Raw genomic sequence first — 19,117 nt, forward strand, 5'->3', positions numbered from 1 at the left:
CGGCCCTTTCGGATTAAACTAGGGGGTAAAATGGGCCTATTGCGACGATTATTTTCAAAACGTCACCGCCGGCCGCGCCTTGGCGCGGCCTATTTAGTGGCGCGGAATGCATTCGAGCGCCAATCCCCCGACGCGGTTTGGCCGTTCAAAGCCGATCGTGTGCGGCTGATCTGTTACGGCAACTCCGATATGGGCGCGTGGGTGGTTGAGGCCGGCGGCGTGCAGTATGCGTTGAACGGTACCGCCATGGCTTGGGCTGGCCGCTACGGGTTCCGCCGGGAAATTAACCAGATTCTTGCGGAAGGCGGAAACGCGGCATTAGGGCGCTGGATCGGGGCGGCGATCGCCGCAAGCCGGTAAGAGGCCGCCGTTTCATTTAGGTTGCTTACACGAAAGTCAATCCGACCACGAATCAACCCGGCGCGGAGAGGCGGCCGGGTTTTTGCGGTTTTAGAAATGCTCATGAACGACACCAAAAAATATCACCGCATCGCCGGGCGTGTATTAGGCGAGGGTGATCATTTTTCCGGTCCCGAGGCCGCGGCTAAGGCCGAGCGCGATCAATATCGGGCGATGGCGGACTGGTATTTGAGCGACGGCGACTCGCTGCCCGGCCCCTCGCCAGCCCCGGCCACCGCGCCGGATGCGGCGGCGCCGGCCGGCGAGAGTGAAGCCGGTCCGCGCGCGTGGGGCTTCGATGTCGAGGCGCTCAATCGCGAATATGCGCTCGTGAAAATGGGTTCGCGGGCGGTGGTGATTCAGGAGCAGGACAGCGGCTCGATCGAGGATCGTGTTCGCATTCTGACGCCGGAAGCATTCCGACTGTGGTATGCCAACAAGCCGACCGAGGTTGTTTCCGCCGATGGGAAAACCCGCACCATCAATTGGGCACAGGCTTGGCTTCAACACCGCGAGCGGCGGCAATATCAGGGCGTGGAATTCTATCCGAACCCTGACGGCGCGCCGGCAACGCTGGGCTATCTGAATTTGTGGCGAGGCTTCGCGGTCGAGCCGTCCGAGCACGGGACGTGGCATATTTTCCACGATCACCTGCTGATGAACGTCTGCGACGGCGATGTGGCGCTCTATGAATGGGTTTTTGGCTGGTTTGCTCACATGATCCAGCGCCCGCGCGAGCGTATTGGGACGGCGCTTGTGCTGCGGGGCGTTATGGGTGCCGGCAAGTCTAAAGTTGGCGAAGTGATCGGGTCGCTTTTCCCGTCGCATTACTATCAGGTGGACGATCCGCGCTACATCACCGGGCAATTCAACGCGCATCAGGCGTCATGCCTCTTGCTGCAGGCCGATGAGGGCGTTTGGGCAGGCGATCCGGTGGCGGCCGGCCGGTTGAAGGGCCTGATCACGTCAAGCTATCAGCAGATTGAGGCCAAGGGCGTAGACCCCATCCGCGTTCGCAATTTCATCCGCCTGCTAATGACTTCCAATGAAGGCTGGGTTGTGCCCGCCGGCATGGGCGAGCGGCGGCATTGCGTGCTGGATGTGAACCCGCGCTGCGCACAAAAGCATGATTACTTTCGCGAAATGGATGAGGAATTGGCCGCCGGCGGCCTCGCGCGGCTGCTTCACGACCTAATGAACTTCGATCTCAGTGAAGTGAATCTGCGGCAAATTCCATACACGCGCGCATTGCTGGAACAGAAAATGCGCAGCTTCGATCCGCTGGAATCGTGGTGGTTTAACCGCCTGACGGCAGGCGCACAGACGCGCGGCGCCGACACATGGTCGGCCGAGGTGGTGTGCGGTGCGCTGTACGACGACTATGTTCGATCGTGCGAGACCGTTGGCGTCGGCCGCCGGCGCGATCCAGCGACGTTCGGGGCGCAGCTTGCGAAGTTGGTGCCGGGCCTTACTCGCCAACGCCGTCGCCGTCGCGTCACCGATGGTGCAGAGTCGCAACTCGTCTGGCTGTACGTTTTTCCCGATCTTGCGGAATGCCGGGAGGCTTTCGATATGATCGTTGGCCAGCCATGCGACTGGCCGGCGGCCTCAGCGGGGGAGAGTGAAGCCGGCGAGAAAGATGACGACGCGGATGATCTCGTCCCGCTCTGAGGTGTTCCTAGTGTTCCTACGGCATCGAAATGCTAGGAACACCATTTTGATCAATAAAATCGGGCATTGTTCCTAGTGTTCCTAGTGTTCCTAGGACTCCCCTCGCGCGCGCGCGAATAGGTCTGCGCGCCTGCATTTCCGCATCTTCCTATACTTCTGTTTTTCCTAGGAACACTAGGAACACTAGGAACAATGCCGATGAAATAAGGGTTTCTTGTGTTCCTAGCACTCCCGCTGCCGTAGGAACGGCAGGAACACCCTTCAATGTCTGAAAAGGAAAGCGAATGACTGCGTTGTTCTCTGAGGAACAGCGGCGCTACGCCGAGTCCATGAGCCAGCGGCAACGGGCTGTATTAAAGGCGCTAATCATGTTCCCCTATCCGATCAGTGCGAGCGAGCGAGCGGACCCGCTGCTCTATGCGCTGATCCGGCGCGGGCTGGCGCAATGTGTCCAGTACAGCGCGCAGGGCTGCCCGATCTGGACGGCTACCGATGCCGGTCGCGCCGTGTTCAAGCATCTTTGGCCCGATGAGTGGCGCGCGATGAACCCGGAGGCGTGGCTACCGCACCCCCACGCCCAAGCGCCTCAATCATGAGCTTGGTCGCATCCTTCGCCGCTAATTCGCATCCTTCGCCGCTAAAATTCAGCGGGTCCTTCCCCACCCCGGTGGGCATGCGACCGCGCGGCGGCCCGAAATAACGCTAGCGGCGAGTCCGTAAAACTGGGTTGACGCCCTTTACGAGGTTGCGCGGCAACGCCCGATAACATCCCAAAAAAACAGAATCTTGGAGCCAAGCACGATGACTCGTGTTCTTGAAGCCCGCGCCGTTGTGTCTGCGACGGACGCGACTGGCCGCACATTCGATCAGATCGCCGCAAAAATCCGCCGCATTCAGGCCGCCGCGAAAGCGGTGTCCGGCGTAGCCGCGCCGATCGCGCGCTTTTCGCAACAAGCCGAGACCGCCGGCAAAAAGCTGACCGCGGTCGGCCGCGGCATGTCGGTCGGCGTCACGCTGCCCGCCGCCTTCGCCGCCAAGCGTGGTTACGATACCGTGTTGGCCTATGAAAAGGAATTGAACAAGGCGCAGGCGCTCGGGCAACTGACCTCGGAGCAGGCAAAAATCGTCGATGCTGATGCACAGACGCTCGGCAAGACCACGCAATTCAATGCCAGCCAAGCGCTGGAAATGATGCGGACCTATATTCAGGCCGGCCGCACCTTGGATCAGGCGCGCGGTATGACGCGGCCGACTTTGGATTTCGCGCTATTCGGCGATGTCGATCCGAAAACTGCGGCCGACACCATCACGGCCGTCGCCAGCGCCTATCGCCTCGCGATGAACGATCTGGAGGCCGCGCAAAACTCGGCGCGCTATGTCGCTGACGTGATCGCCAGCGCCGCGAATATCTCGAAAGCCGCAGTCGGCGATCTCGCGGCCGGCTTCAAATACGCCGCGCCCATGGCAAAGATCGCCGGCGTGCAAATGGAGGAATTGGCGGGCGCGATCGCGACCATGGCCAATAACGGCCTGCGCGGCGATGAGGCCGGTGTCGCGATGCGATCGATGCTTGTACGCATGGTCGCGCCGACCAATAAGGCGCGCGCGGCAATGGCCGAGCTTGGCCTTGAGTTTTCGCATTTCGCCGAGCAAAAGCCGATCGACGCCGCCGCCATGATCCGCTCGCTTGAGCAGGCCGGCATTGCGGCGAGCAATTATCGCGAGCAGATCGATAAGATTGTCAGCGATCCGAAATATAACGGCGCGCGCGGCGAAATGATCCCAGCGCTGACCGAGGCGCTGATTAAAGGCTCGGATATCGACACGCCGGAAAACCGCGCGGCGATCGCCGATGCGGTCGGCGCCTATCTCTTGTCGAATACCTCGCGCCTTGACGTGCAGCGCTTTGTGCAATCGCTGATCGATAAACAGGCGAGCGCCGGGCAACTGGCGCGCATTTTCGATCAACGGCAGGGCGCGCGCATCGCGACATTGCTGACGCCGGATTTCATGAAAAATGTCGAGACGTTGCAGCGCGAGGCACCGGGCGCATCGGGCCGCGGCGCGGCGATCATGGATCAAGGCTTGTATGGCGCGCACATGCGTTTCTTGTCGGCGTCCGAGGGTTTTGTCCTCGCGCTGGCAAAATCCGGCGTGATCGATGGCGTCACCGATGCGCTGCGCAGCGCAACGAATGCGATCAACGCGCTCGGCGAGGCGTCGCCGGATGCGTTGCGGATCGCCACCTATGCCGCCGCCGCCGCTGCCGCGCTTGGCCCGCTGGCTTACGTATTGGGCAAGCTGGCCGGCGGCGCGGCGCTGCTCGCCAAGGGGCTCGGCCTTGGCGTTGCCGGCACCGCGGGCTATAGCGCCGCGGTTGCCGCCGGCACCGCCGGCGCGGGCGTCGGCGCCGCCGCAAGCGCCCTGCCGATGTACGGGCTTTATCGCGATCTGACCGATCAGGTTGCCGGCGGCCCGATCAATCGCGTTGCCGCCGATCCGACCGCGATGGCTGCGGCCATGCAGCGCGCCGGGTTGGCGAAGGCAACGCAGGATTTCGCGCCACTCAAGGCCGGATCGCTCAAGGCGGATTTGAAGCCGCTGACGATCGATGCGGTGCAGTCGGCGCTTGGCGCTGCGAACATCACCGCGCAGCTTGAGGGCAACGCGAATATCGGCGTCAATGTCAAGGTCGAGCCCTCGCCGGATTTCATGACGCGCATTCAGACGATGATATCGAATGCGATCAACAATGTGCGCTTGAATAACGGCGCGCCGGCGACCGGAACATCCGGGTCAACCGGCCGCACCATGCCGGAAACCGGCGCCGCGCCGTGAGGCTCGACTAGCGTAATCCGCTAGTCGATCCGGCTAATTTCGGCCGCGACGCGCGATTCGCGGCTGACAACTAGCGAGTCCCGTCATTGCGCGGCGGCGCGGATCGAGCGACCGTGCCACCGCCATCTCTAAACGCTTTGCGGGAGGTTCTGACAATGGCCGACACCCATCCAGACGCGCGCTTGCTGTCCCTGTATTCGGAGTTTGAGCCCTTAGGACAGACGATCGATGAGCTTGATCGCCAAGAATGCGTCGGCGTTGGCCTCGGAGCCCCCGAGGTTATGCGCGATCGCCTTCACGACCTTGGCGAAGCCATCCTTGCCACGCCGGCGCAATCGATGGATGGCCTCGTAATCAAGGCGAAAGTGGCGCGCTGGTGTTGCGGCGGCGAGTTTGAGAGGCCGAGCGACGGCCTGAACGATGTCGCCACGCTCTACTCGCTCGCCGCCGACTTGCTGGCGATCGGCGAAGGAAGTGGGTGTGAGCGGGTGAACGGGCTAATAGCGGCACGGTGCTAAACTCTATCAGCGAATCACCAAGGGCAAACGATGCTGAAAAAGATCGCGATCGATGTTCTGTTGCGCTGGGCGTTCACGGTGGAATTGCCGAAGGGGCATCCGGTCGAGGCGTCGGCATGGGAATTAATGGCCCGTGCGGCCGTTGTGCGCGTCGCTGGTAGCGCGCACGGTGGCGGCATGGGTGTGGTGCCGGGCGATCCGCATGATGACGCGCTGGCGCTTGCCGCTGCGGTCCGCAAGCTGCCGCGCGCGCATCGCCTCGGCGCCGCGCGCGTTGCGCGCTTGTGCGGCGATTTCGCTGCGCTCGATGATGCCGCGATCGAGGCGGTCGGCAGCGCGCCATTCAATCTGCCGGCCTTGATCATTCGCGGCGCGGTGCTGAAAAGCTTTGAATGGGATATCGGCGAGCCGTCGCCGCAACCGATGCGGCGCGAGTTTAATGACAAGCCGATCGTGTTTGGGACCGATCGCAAAAGCGGCGCGCTGACGGTCGCGGCTTGGCATCCGAAATCGCATCGCTATCCGCCGCACCTGACCGATCTGCATTGCCCGGTTTTGTGGCTCGATCCGTCTGTCGGTGAATTGGCCGAGGCGCGCGGCGAATATGCGGCGTGGCATGACGCGCTGTTGATGATCCGCGATGCCGTGCGGCTCGCCGAGCATGACGCGCTTTTGCCAAGCGTTGCGGCCGAGCCGTGGCGCGCTGGCGTTGATGTGGCGCCGGCAACGGTGTGGCCCGCCGGCGACCATGCCGCGCCGGGCGCAATCCTGCCGCTCGCGCCGCGCCGCAAGGCGGCGTTGCCGCCGCTGAAGTCCGATGCCGAAATGCTGCGGATTCGCCGCGCGCGCGACAAGGCAAAGGAAACGCGCCGCGCGAAAACCGCATAAAACAAGGCTTGAACGGGTGCGCTTGACTTGCGCGTGCCTCTTGACACATATCCGAAGCATCCCAAAAGGGAACGGGGGACGAAAGCGGCCCGGCGGCGCGAAAGACGCGGCGCTGCCGCTGAAATCCGAATGCTGCGGATTCGCCACGCGCGCGACAAGGCAAAGGAAACGCGACGCGCGAAAACCGCATAAAATAAGGCTTGATGAGGTGCGCTTGACTTGCGCGTGCCTCTTGACGCATATCCGAAGCATCCCAAAAGGGAACGGGGGACGAAACGGCCCGGCGACGCGAGAGACGCGGCGCTGGTGAAAACTCTAATTAGCCGCCGACTCGCAAGTCCGATTTTTTTCGCAAGCGCGCATCACTGCGCGCTTTTTTTATTTCATCATCAAGGTGGGTGACTGACCCCAAAAAGAGGGTAAGCCAATGCGCTATTCACGGCAGGATTGCTGCGCGCTTGCGGCGATTGACGATGAGCGGTTCAAGACAATGGTTCGGCGTCAGCAGATTCCCGTCCCGCACTCGCCTCGCCGGAGTGGTTCCGCACGGCGCTCCGATGCAGCGTTTTCTGAGATTGATATTTTGGTCGTGGCTGTTGGGGAGGCGATTCGCGCGAGCGTGGGGCAGGATCGTGGATTGCCAGCGGACTCCGCAATGCGGCTTGCGCTGGCAGCCCGGGAGTATATCGAGCGCGCCTTCAAGCAACGAATGGCCGGCGGCGATTTGTGGGCCGGTATTGTCGTCGGGCGCGTGTTCCTATCGAGCCGATCTTTCGGCTTCAAGACGGCTTGGTATGTCGGTGGCTCACTCAGTGATGTCATGACGCAGATCGAGCGCGAACAGGGGGTATCCGGCGAGCCGGTGCGTGTGTTTGCCGTGAATATCAGCGCTGTGATCCGTGAGGTTATCGAGCGGGCAGACCACGCGGGCATTCCGTTCGCCGCCTGACTGCTGAAAATATCCTAAAACCAAAGACCGTGCGCCTTCCGTGACCAAAAGTTGCGGGAGGCGCCTTCGTGTTCGGTCGCAAGACCGGAAGGGAAAAGCCATGCCTGAAACTCAAACTCGCCGCGCGGAGTTGCGTTCCTACGACGCCGAAACCGGCACATTCACGGCGGTTGCCGCCACCGATCTGCCGGTCGTCCGTCGGATGTTTGGTGGACAAGTTTCCGAGATTCTTTCGCTCAATCCCGGTTCGGTGCGTCTCGGCAGATTTCGTTCGGGCCGCGCACCGTTGCTGGATAGCCATCGCTCAGCGTCAATCGCCGATCAGATCGGTGTGGTTACGGATGCTCGGATTCAGAGTGGGAAACTGATCGTGGATGTGCGGCTATCCGACCGCACCGACGATCGCATGAAACAGATCAGGGCCGACCTCGCATCCGGTATCATTCGGAATGTGAGCGTTGGCTATCAGGTTTTTCGCAGCGACGAAACGGAAGGGGCGAATGGCCTTCCTGTCGTCACCCACACCGATTGGGAGCCGGCCGAATTGAGCCTCGTTGCCGTTCCCGCGGATTCTCAAGCCTATATCCGTTCAATGAAAGGAAAGCTGATGCCTAATGAAAACGAACTTCTTGACGATGTGGAAGCGGTGGAGGTGGAGGCCACCGAGCCCGCCACGCGGACTGCGGAGGAGTCCGACCGCTCGCGCCGCCGATCCTTGTCCGATCGGGCGGCGCGTCAGATTTTCGATATGACGGCGCTCGCCGGCCTCCCCGGCTCGTTTGCACGCGATCATATCGATCGCGGCGTCACGGTCGAACAATTCCGCGCCGCGCTGTTTGACCATCTTGCGGCACATTCAGTGCGCGGCGCGACGCCGGGGGTTTCTCCCACTGAGGGCGGCGGCAACACCTTTGCCAATCCGGAATTTTTGGCGCGCTCGATCGAGGATGCGATCTACGCCCGCATGAGCGGCACGAACCCTGAGGGCGCTGCGCGCGACCTCGCCGGCCGTTCCATGCTGGAAATGGGCGCGATGCTGCTGCAGGCGAACGGCGAGCGCGTGTCGTGGGCAAATCGCGAACGGCTGGCGTCGCAAATCCTGTCTCGCGGCTTCGCCGCGCCGCATACCACGTCCGATTTTCCGATGCTGCTCACTGGCGCCGGCCAACGCGCGCTGATGGCCGCGTACAAGGCCGCCGAGTCTCCGCTGAAAGCGCTGGCTCGCCGGCGCGATGCCGCGGATTTCCGCGCTATCGCAATGCTCAAACTGAGCGAAGCGCCGCGCCTTCTTGAGGTGGGGGAAACGGGCGAAATCGAGCACGGCACGCGCGCTGAGGCAAAGGAAGGCTTCAAGGTCAAAACCTTCGCGCGAATCTTCGGCATGTCGCGGCAGGCCGTCATCAATGACGATCTCGGCGCCTTTGCCGACGCCAGCATGGCATGGGGGCGCGCTGCCGCCGAAACCGAAGCCGGGCTGCTGGTCGATCTGTTTATCGCCAACACCGGGAACGGCGTGAATCTGGACGATGGCCAGCCGATCTACACCACCGGCCGCAAGAACAAGGCGGCGGCTGGCGCTGCGATCGACATCGCAAGCCTCGGCGCCGCGCGGCAGGCGCTTCGCGAAATGAAGGGCCTTGACGGCAACACGCCGATCGGCGTGACGCCGCGTCACCTCGTGGTTGGCCCTGCCAAAGAAACCGAAGCTGAGCAGGTGTTGGCCTCGATCGCGGCGGCCGAGGTTGCGAAGGCCAATCCCTTCTCGAACAAGCTGACGCTTCATGTCGAGCCCCGTTTCACCGGCAACGCATGGCGCCTGTTCGCCGATCCCGGCGAGATCGCCACGATCGTGTACGGCTATCTGAGCGGCCAGACCGGTCCGATTCTGGACACGCGCGAAGGCTGGAGCACGCTCGGCGTGGAATTCCGCGCCGTGCTGGACTTCGGCTGCGGCATCGCCGATTGGCGCGGGACGTACCTGAACCCCGGCGCCTGATTTTTCGAAGGCGGGACGAATTCCTGACGGTGCCCGCGGCCCATCGAACAACGGAAAGCCTTTCTCCCCGTCCCGCCTGCGCGCCGGTGTAATCCGGCGCGCGCATTTCGTCGGGTCAAGGAAGGCAAGGCCGCCCCAGTTTTCTTGCGGAAAGTCACCAATGAAGCGCGCTCAAAACCCACCGTTGACACGGGGGGACATCATCCCCTTGTCGCGGCCGGCGCGCGCGCAAATGCCGCCCTCGGCCCGGTCAGCCGACGCCGAGGCCGCGCTGTTTGAGTTTGTCGAGGCGCTTGCCATTCGGCGCGCTCGCGAGGATCATACCCGCGCCGTGTCACTCGCGAATCCCTCTGAGGTGGACAAGACAAAGTCATGAAGCGCGCTGCAATATATGCCAGATTTTCCACTGACTTACAGTCAGAGCGCTCGATTGACGATCAGATTGCATTTTGCCGCGACATCGCGGCCCGCGAAGGCTTCGCCATTGTCGCCACCTTTGAAGATCGCGCCGCTTCGGGCGCATCCACAGTCAATCGCGCCGGCTTCCTTGCGATGATGCGCGCTGCCGAGCGCCGCGACTTCGATGCAATAATTGTTGAGGATATTGATCGCGTCGCGCGCGATCAAGGTGATTACCATGCCGCCCGCAAGCGGCTCGATTTCCTCGGGATCACACTTCACGCCGCCTCCGGTGTCGTCGGGCGGCTCGACGGATCGCTCCGCGCCCTCATGGGCGAGATGTATCTCGAAAACCTCGCCCTGCATGTGCGACGCGGCCTAGCCGGTGTTGTCCGCGAAGGCCGGCACGCCGGCGGACGCGCCTATGGCTATCGCGCGGTGCCCGGCGAACCCGGAATGCTGACGGTCGAACCGGCCGAGGCTGCGATCGTGAAAGAGATTTTCGCGCGCTACGTCGCCGGCGATCGGCCTCGCGCCATCGCAGGCGATCTTAATCGTCGCAATGTGCTGCCGCCGCGCGGCAAGCGCTGGAACGCCTCGACCATCAACGGCAACGCGACCCGCGGTAGCGGCATGATCCTTAATGAGATATATGCTGGCCGTATCGTCTGGAACAAGGTACGCATGGTGAAAGACCCGGCGTCCGGCAAGCGCGTCTCGCGGCCGAATCCGGTCGATCAGTGGCAAAGCTGCGACGCACCGCACTTGCGCATTGTCGATCAAGAGACGTGGGATAAGGCGCAGGCAATCAAAAGTGAGCGTGGCGGTCAGCACCGCAACGCCTCGCGCAAGCCGCCCCGATTGTTGTCGGGCCTACTAAAATGCGGCGCCTGCGGCGCCGGCATGACATCGACCGGCAACGATCGTAAAGGTGTGCGGTTGCAATGCTCGGCGTTCCGCGAAAGCGGCACATGCGACAACAAGCGTATGGTGTATCGGGATGATATCGAGGCCGCCGTTTTGGATGGTCTGCGCAGTCATCTGATCGAGCCGAAATTTTTTGACCATTTCGTGCGGACCTACAACGCCGAACGGGAGCGCCTTGCCAAGACGCTAGCCAACAGCAAACCGAAATTGGAGCGACGCGCCGGGGAGATCAAACGGGAACTGCAACGCGCGATCGACGCGATCGTGAAGGCTGGCGCAGATCCTGTGAGTTTGGCCCCGACAATCAAAGCGCTGGAGGCTGAAAAGCGCGAGGTAGCGTCCCAACTCGCCGAGATCGAGGCCAGCGCGCCTGTGGTGACGCTGCACCCCGCATCGCTCGCCACCTATCGGGCCGATCTCGATCGGCTTTCCGCCCTGATCGCTAGCGGCGCGGACGGCGCCTGCGACAAACTGATCGAGATCGCGCGCCGGCTGATCGAGCGGGTGATCGTCCACGCCAAGACCGGCGAGCGCGGGTTTGAGGTGGAAATTCGCGGTTCGCTCACGGAACTGACCACACTGCGGGACGCTTTTGCGGTGCGGTCTGGTCAGTGGGGGATGAATGGTAGCGGGGGAGGGATTTGAACCCCCGACACGCGGATTATGATTCCGCTGCTCTAACCAACTGAGCTACCCCGCCGTCAGTCAGGCCGACCCTTCCGGGGCGCCCTGAAGCGTGGCGGATATAAGGTTCGCGCGGAAAACCTGTCAAGCAAGCTACGCCGAAAAACGCCTCCGGACCCGCCTTTTCGGCCCAACCGGCTATTTCCCCTCCGGGCCGGCGCGTTCGGGGACATCGGGAGGCGGGATCACCGGCATGTCGCTTCGCGTCGACGGCGCGGGCGCCCGGATATGCGGATCGAGACCCGGCGGCGGACAGATCACGCCATCGCTTTGCGCGAGTTGCTCGGTCAACTCACCGCGCCGCGCCAGTACGTCGCTTCCCGCCGTGCCGCCGCTCTTCAGATCGGCGCAGGCCCGCGGGTCCAGCTTCGGCGCCTGCGGAGTCTTTGGCACCGCTGGCTCGACGGTTTGCGCAATGACTGCCGTGCTGCCCAGCAGACAGCAGGCGAATGCTGCGGCGGCAAGGGCAATGCGATGAGGCATGGTTTGGTCCCTTTCGGGATAACAAGCGCGCGGACACCGCGAGGGTTCCGCCGGCGGTTACGCGGTCTTGCGACGCGCGTTCTTTGCGCAATGGTGTTACGCCGCCTTGCCGAACCGCATCATCGAGAAATGCCCGAGCGGCGGCATCGGGCGCCGCTCGATCACCCGCATGTTCGGATTGCGGTCGATCCAGGCCTGCAGGCGCGCCCATTCGAATTCCGGACGCCAGCCGAGCCGCCGCGCGATCGGGGCGAATTGCAGTTCGAAGCTGCGCCGCAGCCCGCCCTCGGCGCTGATGTGATTGACCAGGATGATCTCCCCGCCCGGCTTCAGCACGCGGGCGAATTCGTCGAGCGCGGCGTCGGGGTCGGGCACGGCAGTAATCACATATTGCGCCACCACCACGTCGAAGCTTGCATCGGGAAAGCCGAGATGGCCGACATCCATCACCGACAGCGCCTCGACATTGTCGAGCTTCAGGTCGCGCTTGCGGCCCAGCGCCTTGCGCAGCATCGGTTCGGAAATGTCGATGCCGACGAGTTTGGTGGTGCGCTTGTAGTCGGGCAGCGAAATGCCGGTGCCGACGCCGACTTCGAGAACGCGCCCGCCGATCCGCTCGGCGGCTTCGATGGAGGCCTTGCGGCCCTTCTCGAACACCGCGCCGAATACGAAATCGTAGACCGGCGCCCAGCGCGCATAGGCCCGCGTGATCGTTGCTGTGTCGAGCTCGCCCAAGTTCCCCACCCGGATCGTCAGGCCCGCGTTACCGCAAGCTCGCTGTTGTTGCGATCAGCCGCCATGACAGGCAGCGTGCTCTTGATAAAGCCGCCGCCCAGCACCCGCGCCTGGCCTTCCGGCGCATCGTAGAATACGCAGGCCTGACCGGGAGCGACGCCGTCCTCGCCATCGATCAACTCGACCGCGACATCGACGCCGCTGCGCATCAGCCAGGCCGGCTGCGGCGGCCGCGTCGAGCGCACCTTGACGAAGACCTCGCGGCGGCCGGTATCGAGCGCGGCGTCCAGGCTGCCATCGCCGATCCAGTTGATATCGCGCAGTGCGATCCGCCGCGTGCGCAACGCCTCGCGCGGGCCGACAACCACGCGGCAGGTCGCGGGATCGAGCCGCACCACGTAGAGCGGATAGCCCGCGGCGACGCCGAGGCCCTTCCGCTGGCCGATGGTGTAATGGATGATGCCGTTGTGGCGGCCGAGCACGCGGCCGTCGAGATCAACGATGTCGCCGGCGTCCGCCGCATGCGGCTTCAGCTTCTCGATGATGTCGGTATAGCGGCCCTGCGGCACGAAGCAGATGTCCTGGCTGTCGTCCTTGTCGGCGACCGATAGCCCGAACGTCCGCGCGGCCTCTCTGGTCTGCGCCTTGGTCAGATCGCCGAGCGGAAATCGCAGCACATCGAGCTGCTCGCGGGTGGTCGCAAACAGGAAATAGCTCTGGTCGCGCTCCTCCTCGCGGGCGCGGTACAGCGCGCGGCGGCCGTCCGGCAAAGCGCGCGATGCGATGTAGTGGCCGGTGGCCATGACCTGAGCGCCGAGATCCTTGGCGGTATCGAGCAGGTCGCGGAACTTGATCGACTGGTTGCAGGCGATGCATGGCACCGGCGTCTCGCCCGCGACATAGCTTTCGGCGAAGCGGTCGATCACTGCCTCCTTGAAGCGGTGCTCGTAGTCGAGCACGTAATGCGGGATGCCAAGGGTGGCGGCGACGCTGCGCGCGTCGTGAATGTCGCGGCCGGCGCAGCAGGCGCCCTTGCGATGCGTCGCCTCGCCGTGGTCGTAGAGCTGCAGCGTCACGCCGACGACGTCGTAGCCCTCGGCCGCGAGCAGCGCCGCGGTGACGGACGAGTCCACCCCGCCCGACATCGCAACCACGACGCGGGTGTCCTGCGGACGGCTGGCTAGACCGAGCGAATTGAGCATGCAGACTGCGGCCTTGGCCGCACTCCCTTGGATGACCGAATACCGTCGCCATCTCCCCGCCCGCTTGTACAGGCGGAGCGCAGGCCGAGGCAATCGCAGGACATATAGGAAGGCCCGGTAGGAATTTCCTGCCGGGCGATGGCCGGGCTTGCCGGTCACGACCTCCATCTCATCGCCGACAGCGTTGATTTTGCTGCATTTTCCGAGCTGACCGGCTGGCGCAGGGCTTGCAAATCATTCTGCGGGTGGGGCGGCAACCAGCCCCCTTTTTCTGGAATATCTCCGGAGTTCTCAGTGACCAGTGTCGTATCGGAAGCGTCCGCTCTTTCGCACCGGCCCCATAGCGAGCGCAGTTCCCGGTCAAAGGGACCGCAGGGCGATGGCGGCTTTGCCGCAATGATCGATGAAGCCGGGCCCGCACCAAGGCCGGTAGACACAAGCGCCGCTCCGCAGCGCGGTCGCGCGACATCCTCCGAACGGCCAGCCGCGCCATCCGCCGGCAACCAGGCCGCACAGCAGCCCGACACGTCTGCGACAGCGCACTCCTCACACGACACCGGCGATGACACCGCGCCGGACGCCCCGCCCGCGGCGGTTCCACAAGACGCTGCGGCCATCCCGGAGGACGCGTTGTTGGCTCTCGCCGGGACCGAAGTCTTCGCCCCGGCACACATTGACGCCGGCGACGCTCCCGCGGCAGCGACTCCCGACGCCGCTCCGGCCGATCAAGCGGCCGTCTCCGATCTGCCGGAAGCCCTCGCGCCGGTCATTGCCGCGACGTCTGCGGCGGTGCCACAGCCGGCGCCCGCCGAACCAGTTTCGGCTCCGCTCGATCAAGCCGCAGAGCAGATCGAGGGCGCACCCGACGCGATCGATCCGGAGATGGCGCGGACTGCATCGCCCGCGCCCGCCACGCCCACGATGGACGCCGATGCGGACCCGGCTGCGATGCAAACGCAATCGGCTTCGTTCGCCCCGCAGCCGCAGATCGCGAAAGCCGCGCAACAATCGACCGGCGCTCCGGCGGCCGATTCAGCCGAGCCGTCCGACGAGGCTGACGGGCAGCCATTGCCGGCGGCAACGCCACAATCCGCCGATGCGGATCGGGACGGCACGCCCGCCAACTCGAACGATTCCGACAAGGCCGCAAAACCCGCAGCGAAACCGGCCGAGGCCCCTACCGCTCGCCATTCTGACGCCACCGACAAAACGTCGCCGGCCCAGCTTGGAGCAACGGCGGACGATTCCGGAAATTTCGGCAAGGCTCAGGCCGATCCATCGGCGCAACTCGCCCAGCTTGCGACTCCTGCCCCGGCACACAGCGCCGCGCCGCAATCACCCGCCGTGCAGGCGCCGGTCAGCGCGGCCCAGCCGATCCCGATCAATGCCATCGCGGTCGAGATCGCGGCTCAGGCCCGCGCCGGTAATTCCCGTTTCGAAATCAGGCTCGATCCGCCGGAGCTCGGGCGCATCGACGTGCGGCTCGATATCGATCGCGACGGCAACGTCAAATCGCGGCTCGTGATCGAGCGCGCCGATACCTACGACCTGTTGCGCCGCGATCAGTCGACGCTCGAACGCGCCCTGCAGCAGGCAGGCCTCAAGACCTCGGACCATGCGCTCGAGTTCTCGCTGCGCGACCAAGGCTTTGCGGAGCGGCGCGAGAATGGCGAGCGGCCCCGCGAAGCGAACCTGATCCAGGATCCCGATCTGCCGCCGAGCGACGCCGTGCAGGGCTATACCCGCCTTGCCGCGCTGCGCGGCGGCCTCGACATTCGCGTCTGACAAAAAAGGACGAAACTGATGTCACTGATTTCCAGCACGACCAGCTCCGTCGCCGCCGCCGTCACCGGGAGTTCGTCAGGCTCGTCGAACGACACGCTTGCGAGCAACTTCACCACCTTTCTGCAGTTGCTCACCACGCAGCTGAAGAATCAGAATCCGCTGGATCCGCTGGACACCAACCAATTCACGGCGCAGCTCGTGCAATTCGCGCAGGTCGAACAGCAGCTCAAATCCAACACGCAACTCGAAACCCTGGTGTCGCTGCAGCAGACCGCGCAATCGACCCAGGCGCTCGGCTTCGTCGGACATATCGTCGCCATCGACGGCCAGACATCGCGGCTTGCGAACGGGACCGCGGGCTGGAGCTTCAACTCGCCCAAGCCTGCGACCGCGACCGTGAACATCATCAATTCCGCCGGCGCCACGGTGTTCACCGGCACCTATTCGCTGAATTCCGGAATTCAGAACTTCGTCTGGGACGGGCGCAACAATTCGGGCGTGCTGCAGCCCGATGGCGATTACAAACTGTCGATCACCGCAAAGGACGCAGCCGGTCAGAACGTCTCGGTATCGACCGAAGTTCAGGGCATCGTCGATTCGGTCGACGTGTCCAAGACGCCGCCGGTTCTGTCGGTCAACAATACCGACTATTCGCTCGACAAGATCAAGCGGGTCGTACGTCCGACCTATTCCAGCTCGGCGCAATAGCTGATCCGAACGCAGTGCCGACCTTAACGGGCCGTTAAATCCATGCGCGTCGCCGGGCCCGCGGTCATTTCGCAATTGAATGTTGCGCTTAGGCAAATCTTAAGCGGGTCACGCTACGATCCCTTGTGTTTGTCGGTTGAGTGTATGAGTGCAACGATGACTGAACCTCATCGCCCGAGGGTCAAGTATGTGATCGGGCCGGACGGTTCGCCGCTTACCATTGCGGACCTGCCGCCGCCCTCGACCAAGCGCTGGGTTATCCGCCGCAAGGCGGAAGTGGTGGCAGCCGTGCGCGGCGGCTTGCTTTCTCTTGAAGAGGCCTGCCAGCGCTATACGCTCACGACCGAGGAATTCCTGTCCTGGCAGTTCTCGATCGACCAGCACGGTCTCGCCGGCCTGCGCACCACGCGCATTCAGCAATACCGGCAGTAAGTTGCGGTTAAATCCGGTTACCGAAGTGTGACGAGCGCGATTTTCGCGCTCGATTTCTTTTGACGCATCGGAGCATCCGGTCCACGCGGCTGTCTCATTAGCCACAGCCCGGACGATAGCTGCCGAAAACCACGCAATCCGGCTTCCGGTTGGCTCCCGCCCCCGCTAGACTGGCTATGCCTGCACCGGAGTCCTTCATGCCGATCCGCCCGATTCTTCTTGCGCTCGCGGCGCTTGTTGCCATTACGCTGCCCGCCTCGGCGCGCCAGCTCGCCGTCGGTGCCGCGGCCGGCTTCCACGAGCCGCCGGGCTATCGCGCCGTGCCGGTCTATACCTGGCCGCGCGGCGCGTCCTGGTCCCCGGTCGATACCTCGCTCGGCTATGCGTTCCGGGAACCGCTGTACACCACACCCCGCGGCTATCGATACGTCTATGTCCGCGGCTATTACTGGAAGCGGCTTCCCGCCCACGGCGCGCCACGCGCTTATCGCCGCCCGGTCAAGGTTTCGACCGTGAAGCGGGCGCGGTCAGCCCCCTGCGTTACCGACGCCGGGTTCGGCCGATACGAGATGTGCCGTCGCTGGCACTGACGCGCTGCAGCCAGAACAGGCTGCGAGGATGATGGAGGGGCGGGTCGATCTCGCCCTTTTTTCTTTGGCGCGTCCTATTCTCACACCCTCGCCCATGCGCATCCCTGTTTCCCTCTTCGGCCGCAATCGACGTCGGCCACGGCCCGGACGCAATCCTTAACGGCGTTAACCGAATGGAAACCATGCGCGCGGCAAATATTGCCGGGTTGCGCGTTGGGGGGCCTATTCGGTGCAAGGTCTGGTCGAGTTCGTAAAGACTCTGGGTGCGACACGCGTCATGGCGATGGCCGCGGTGGCCGCCGCGCTGATCGGGTTCTTTACATTCATCATCCTGCGGGTAACGGCGGTGCCGATGACCCCGCTCTTCACCGACCTCGCCTTCGAGGACTCGGCGGCGATCATCCGCGATCTGGAGCGCCAGGCGATCCCTTACCAGACCCGCAATGACGGGGCGATCATCCTGGTGCCGAAGGACGCGGTCACGCGCCTTCGCATGAAGCTTGCCGAATCCGGGCTGCCGAAGGGCGGCGGCGTTGGCTACGAGATTTTCGATAAATCCGACGCGCTGGGCGCGACAAGCTTCGTCCAGAACATCAATCATTTGCGCGCTCTCGAGGGCGAACTTGCGCGCACCATCCGCTCGATCGATCGGGTGGTGGCCGCGCGCGTGCATCTCGTCTTGCCGGAGCGCCCGTTATTCTCGCGCGAGCGGCAGGAGCCGTCGGCCTCGATTGTGCTGAAGCTGCGCGGTTCTCTGGAAGCTCAACAGGTGCGCGCGATTCGTCATCTGGCGGCGTCGGCGGTCAACGGGCTGAAGCCCGGCCGCGTGTCGATCGTGGACGAGGCCGGCCGCCTGTTGGCCGACGGCGCCGATGACAGCCTGTCCGGCCTTGGCGCCGGCGCCGACGAGCGCAAGCTCGCCTTCGAGCGCCGCCTGCGTGAGAATGTCGAGACCATCGTGTCCTCGGTGGTCGGTCCCGGCCGCGCCCGGGTGCAGCTGACCGCAGATTTCGACTTCAACCGCATCACCCAGACCACCGACAAATTCGATCCGGAAGGCCGCGTGGTGCGCTCCAGCCAGACCCGCGAGGAAAGCGCCAATTCCTCGGAAGCGCGCGAAGGTCAGGTCACGGTGGGCAACGAATTGCCGGGCGGACAGCAGAACCGCCAGCAACAGAATGACGGCGGCAACAAGAGCGACAATCGCAAGAGCGAGGAAATCGTCAATTACGAAATCTCTCGCACCACCAAGACCGAGGTGATCGAGGGCGGCCGCGTCAACCGCATCTCGGTCGCGGTGCTGGTCGACGGGACCTATGCCCGCAACGCCAACGGCGAGTCGGTCTATACCCCGCGCGACAGGGAGGAGCTTGACCGGATCGCGGCGCTGGTGCGTTCGGCGATCGGTTTCGACCAGCGGCGCGGCGATCAGGTGGAAATCGTCAACTTGCGCTTCGCCGAACTGCCGCAGACCTTCGCCGATACGCCGAAGGGCTGGCTCGGCATCGGCGACTTCACCAAGGACGACATCATGCGCGGCATCGAGCTCGTGGTGATGGGATTCCTCGGCCTGATCGTGCTGTTCTTTGTGGTCCGTCCGCTGGTGCGCAGGATCGTGACCCCGGATACGCCGCCCGCCGGAACCCTGCTGCCGGACGGCTCCGTGCCCGGGCTGCCCGGCGCAGCCGGCAGCGGCGCCGCTGTCACCACTGCCGCGGGCCCGAATGTCTCCATCGTCGGAACCGACCAGAGCGTCGCCATTTCGAACCACACCTCGGCGATGATCGACATCGCCAAGGTGCAAGGCCAGGTTCACGCCGAATCGGTGAAGAAAGTCGGCGAACTCGCCGACCGCAATCCGCACGAGACCGCCGCCATCATCCGTCAATGGCTGCATGAGGCCGCTTAGGAAG

General features: G+C 63.9%; 17 protein-coding genes and 1 tRNA gene. 14 read left to right on the plus strand and 4 right to left on the minus strand.

Features of this window, described 5'->3' with window-relative positions:
* From ACK41X_RS10870 to ACK41X_RS10910, 9 genes are all read left to right on the plus strand, one after another.
* Window positions 1-360, plus strand: a 360-nt coding sequence (locus ACK41X_RS10870; protein WP_409722595.1) for a hypothetical protein, incomplete at its 5' end; no start/stop codon positions are given.
* Window positions 361-462: 102 nt separating this feature from the next.
* Window positions 463-2,070, plus strand: a complete 1,608-nt coding sequence (locus tag ACK41X_RS10875; protein WP_409722598.1) for a primase-helicase family protein — start codon at window positions 463-465, stop codon at window positions 2,068-2,070.
* A gap of 284 nt (window positions 2,071-2,354) precedes the next feature.
* Entirely contained in the window at window positions 2,355-2,666 is a 312-nt protein-coding gene (locus tag ACK41X_RS10880) for a hypothetical protein (RefSeq protein WP_409722601.1), read from the plus strand.
* Between the two features lie 205 nt (window positions 2,667-2,871).
* On the plus strand, window positions 2,872-4,908 hold the full coding sequence (locus ACK41X_RS10885) for a phage tail tape measure protein (RefSeq protein WP_409722604.1): 2,037 nt from the start codon (window positions 2,872-2,874) through the stop codon (window positions 4,906-4,908).
* A gap of 155 nt (window positions 4,909-5,063) precedes the next feature.
* On the plus strand, window positions 5,064-5,426 hold the full coding sequence (locus ACK41X_RS10890) for a hypothetical protein (protein WP_409722607.1): 363 nt from the start codon (window positions 5,064-5,066) through the stop codon (window positions 5,424-5,426).
* 30 nt (window positions 5,427-5,456) lie between these two features.
* A complete protein-coding gene (locus ACK41X_RS10895) occupies window positions 5,457-6,314 on the plus strand; it encodes a hypothetical protein (protein ID WP_409722609.1) in 858 nt (285 codons plus the stop codon).
* A gap of 427 nt (window positions 6,315-6,741) precedes the next feature.
* Window positions 6,742-7,263 (plus strand): hypothetical protein, encoded by a 522-nt coding sequence (locus ACK41X_RS10900; RefSeq protein WP_409722612.1) that lies wholly within the window; start codon window positions 6,742-6,744, stop codon window positions 7,261-7,263.
* Between the two features lie 100 nt (window positions 7,264-7,363).
* Window positions 7,364-9,259 carry a prohead protease/major capsid protein fusion protein gene (locus ACK41X_RS10905; RefSeq protein WP_409722615.1) on the plus strand — a complete coding sequence of 632 codons (1,896 nt, stop codon included), beginning with the start codon at window positions 7,364-7,366 and terminating at the stop codon, window positions 9,257-9,259.
* A 372-nt stretch (window positions 9,260-9,631) separates the two neighbouring features.
* Window positions 9,632-11,230 (plus strand): recombinase family protein, encoded by a 1,599-nt coding sequence (locus ACK41X_RS10910; RefSeq protein ID WP_409722618.1) that lies wholly within the window; start codon window positions 9,632-9,634, stop codon window positions 11,228-11,230.
* Here ACK41X_RS10910 and ACK41X_RS10915 read toward each other — a convergent pair.
* The 4 genes from ACK41X_RS10915 to mnmA all read right to left on the minus strand — a co-directional run bounded on the left by ACK41X_RS10915 (window position 11,209) and on the right by mnmA (window position 13,689).
* A tRNA-Met gene (locus ACK41X_RS10915) sits at window positions 11,209-11,285 on the minus strand. The two genes, ACK41X_RS10910 and ACK41X_RS10915, sit on opposite strands and share 22 nt — an antisense overlap.
* A gap of 122 nt (window positions 11,286-11,407) precedes the next feature.
* On the minus strand, window positions 11,408-11,752 hold the full coding sequence (locus tag ACK41X_RS10920; RefSeq protein WP_409722621.1) for a hypothetical protein: 345 nt from the start codon (window positions 11,750-11,752) through the stop codon (window positions 11,408-11,410).
* Window positions 11,753-11,848: 96 nt separating this feature from the next.
* Window positions 11,849-12,487: a class I SAM-dependent methyltransferase gene (locus tag ACK41X_RS10925; protein ID WP_409722624.1), complete on the minus strand. Its 639-nt coding sequence runs from the start codon at window positions 12,485-12,487 to the stop codon at window positions 11,849-11,851.
* Window positions 12,488-12,504: 17 nt separating this feature from the next.
* Window positions 12,505-13,689 carry a tRNA 2-thiouridine(34) synthase MnmA gene (gene mnmA / locus ACK41X_RS10930; protein ID WP_409722627.1) on the minus strand — a complete coding sequence of 395 codons (1,185 nt, stop codon included), beginning with the start codon at window positions 13,687-13,689 and terminating at the stop codon, window positions 12,505-12,507.
* A gap of 630 nt (window positions 13,690-14,319) precedes the next feature.
* On the opposite strand from mnmA, the gene ACK41X_RS10935 reads away from it, so the two are divergent.
* The 5 genes from ACK41X_RS10935 to fliF all read left to right on the plus strand — a co-directional run bounded on the left by ACK41X_RS10935 (window position 14,320) and on the right by fliF (window position 19,113).
* Window positions 14,320-15,474 (plus strand): flagellar hook-length control protein FliK, encoded by a 1,155-nt coding sequence (locus tag ACK41X_RS10935; protein ID WP_409722630.1) that lies wholly within the window; start codon window positions 14,320-14,322, stop codon window positions 15,472-15,474.
* An 18-nt stretch (window positions 15,475-15,492) separates the two neighbouring features.
* A complete protein-coding gene (locus ACK41X_RS10940) occupies window positions 15,493-16,182 on the plus strand; it encodes a flagellar hook assembly protein FlgD (protein ID WP_409722633.1) in 690 nt (229 codons plus the stop codon).
* Window positions 16,183-16,338: 156 nt separating this feature from the next.
* Window positions 16,339-16,614: a DUF1153 domain-containing protein gene (locus tag ACK41X_RS10945; RefSeq protein ID WP_409722635.1), complete on the plus strand. Its 276-nt coding sequence runs from the start codon at window positions 16,339-16,341 to the stop codon at window positions 16,612-16,614.
* 197 nt (window positions 16,615-16,811) lie between these two features.
* Window positions 16,812-17,204, plus strand: a complete 393-nt coding sequence (locus ACK41X_RS10950) for a hypothetical protein (RefSeq protein ID WP_409722638.1) — start codon at window positions 16,812-16,814, stop codon at window positions 17,202-17,204.
* A 229-nt stretch (window positions 17,205-17,433) separates the two neighbouring features.
* The gene (fliF, locus tag ACK41X_RS10955; RefSeq protein ID WP_409722641.1) at window positions 17,434-19,113 is read left to right on the plus strand and encodes a flagellar basal-body MS-ring/collar protein FliF; all 1,680 of its coding nucleotides are present in this window, start codon (window positions 17,434-17,436) and stop codon (window positions 19,111-19,113) included.
* Window positions 19,114-19,117: the final 4 nt, after the last annotated feature.

The sequence above is a fragment of the Pseudorhodoplanes sp. genome (assembly GCF_046289595.1).
In the GTDB taxonomy this organism is placed as follows: Bacteria; Pseudomonadota; Alphaproteobacteria; order Rhizobiales; family Xanthobacteraceae; genus Pseudorhodoplanes.

What these genes read in the sequence shown, in the direction of transcription:
- ACK41X_RS10875 (WP_409722598.1), top strand. Translation starts at nt 463, where the DNA reads ATGAACGACACCAAAAAATATCACCGCATCGCCGGGCGTGTATTAGGC.
- ACK41X_RS10880 (WP_409722601.1), top strand. Translation starts at nt 2,355, where the DNA reads ATGACTGCGTTGTTCTCTGAGGAACAGCGGCGCTACGCCGAGTCCATG.
- ACK41X_RS10885 (WP_409722604.1), top strand. Translation starts at nt 2,872, where the DNA reads ATGACTCGTGTTCTTGAAGCCCGCGCCGTTGTGTCTGCGACGGACGCG.
- ACK41X_RS10890 (WP_409722607.1), top strand. Translation starts at nt 5,064, where the DNA reads ATGGCCGACACCCATCCAGACGCGCGCTTGCTGTCCCTGTATTCGGAG.
- ACK41X_RS10895 (WP_409722609.1), top strand. Translation starts at nt 5,457, where the DNA reads ATGCTGAAAAAGATCGCGATCGATGTTCTGTTGCGCTGGGCGTTCACG.
- ACK41X_RS10900 (WP_409722612.1), top strand. Translation starts at nt 6,742, where the DNA reads ATGCGCTATTCACGGCAGGATTGCTGCGCGCTTGCGGCGATTGACGAT.
- ACK41X_RS10905 (WP_409722615.1), top strand. Translation starts at nt 7,364, where the DNA reads ATGCCTGAAACTCAAACTCGCCGCGCGGAGTTGCGTTCCTACGACGCC.
- ACK41X_RS10910 (WP_409722618.1), top strand. Translation starts at nt 9,632, where the DNA reads ATGAAGCGCGCTGCAATATATGCCAGATTTTCCACTGACTTACAGTCA.
- ACK41X_RS10920 (WP_409722621.1), bottom strand. Translation starts at nt 11,752, where the DNA reads ATGCCTCATCGCATTGCCCTTGCCGCCGCAGCATTCGCCTGCTGTCTG.
- mnmA (WP_409722627.1), bottom strand. Translation starts at nt 13,689, where the DNA reads ATGCTCAATTCGCTCGGTCTAGCCAGCCGTCCGCAGGACACCCGCGTC.
- ACK41X_RS10940 (WP_409722633.1), top strand. Translation starts at nt 15,493, where the DNA reads ATGTCACTGATTTCCAGCACGACCAGCTCCGTCGCCGCCGCCGTCACC.
- ACK41X_RS10945 (WP_409722635.1), top strand. Translation starts at nt 16,339, where the DNA reads ATGACTGAACCTCATCGCCCGAGGGTCAAGTATGTGATCGGGCCGGAC.
- ACK41X_RS10950 (WP_409722638.1), top strand. Translation starts at nt 16,812, where the DNA reads ATGCCGATCCGCCCGATTCTTCTTGCGCTCGCGGCGCTTGTTGCCATT.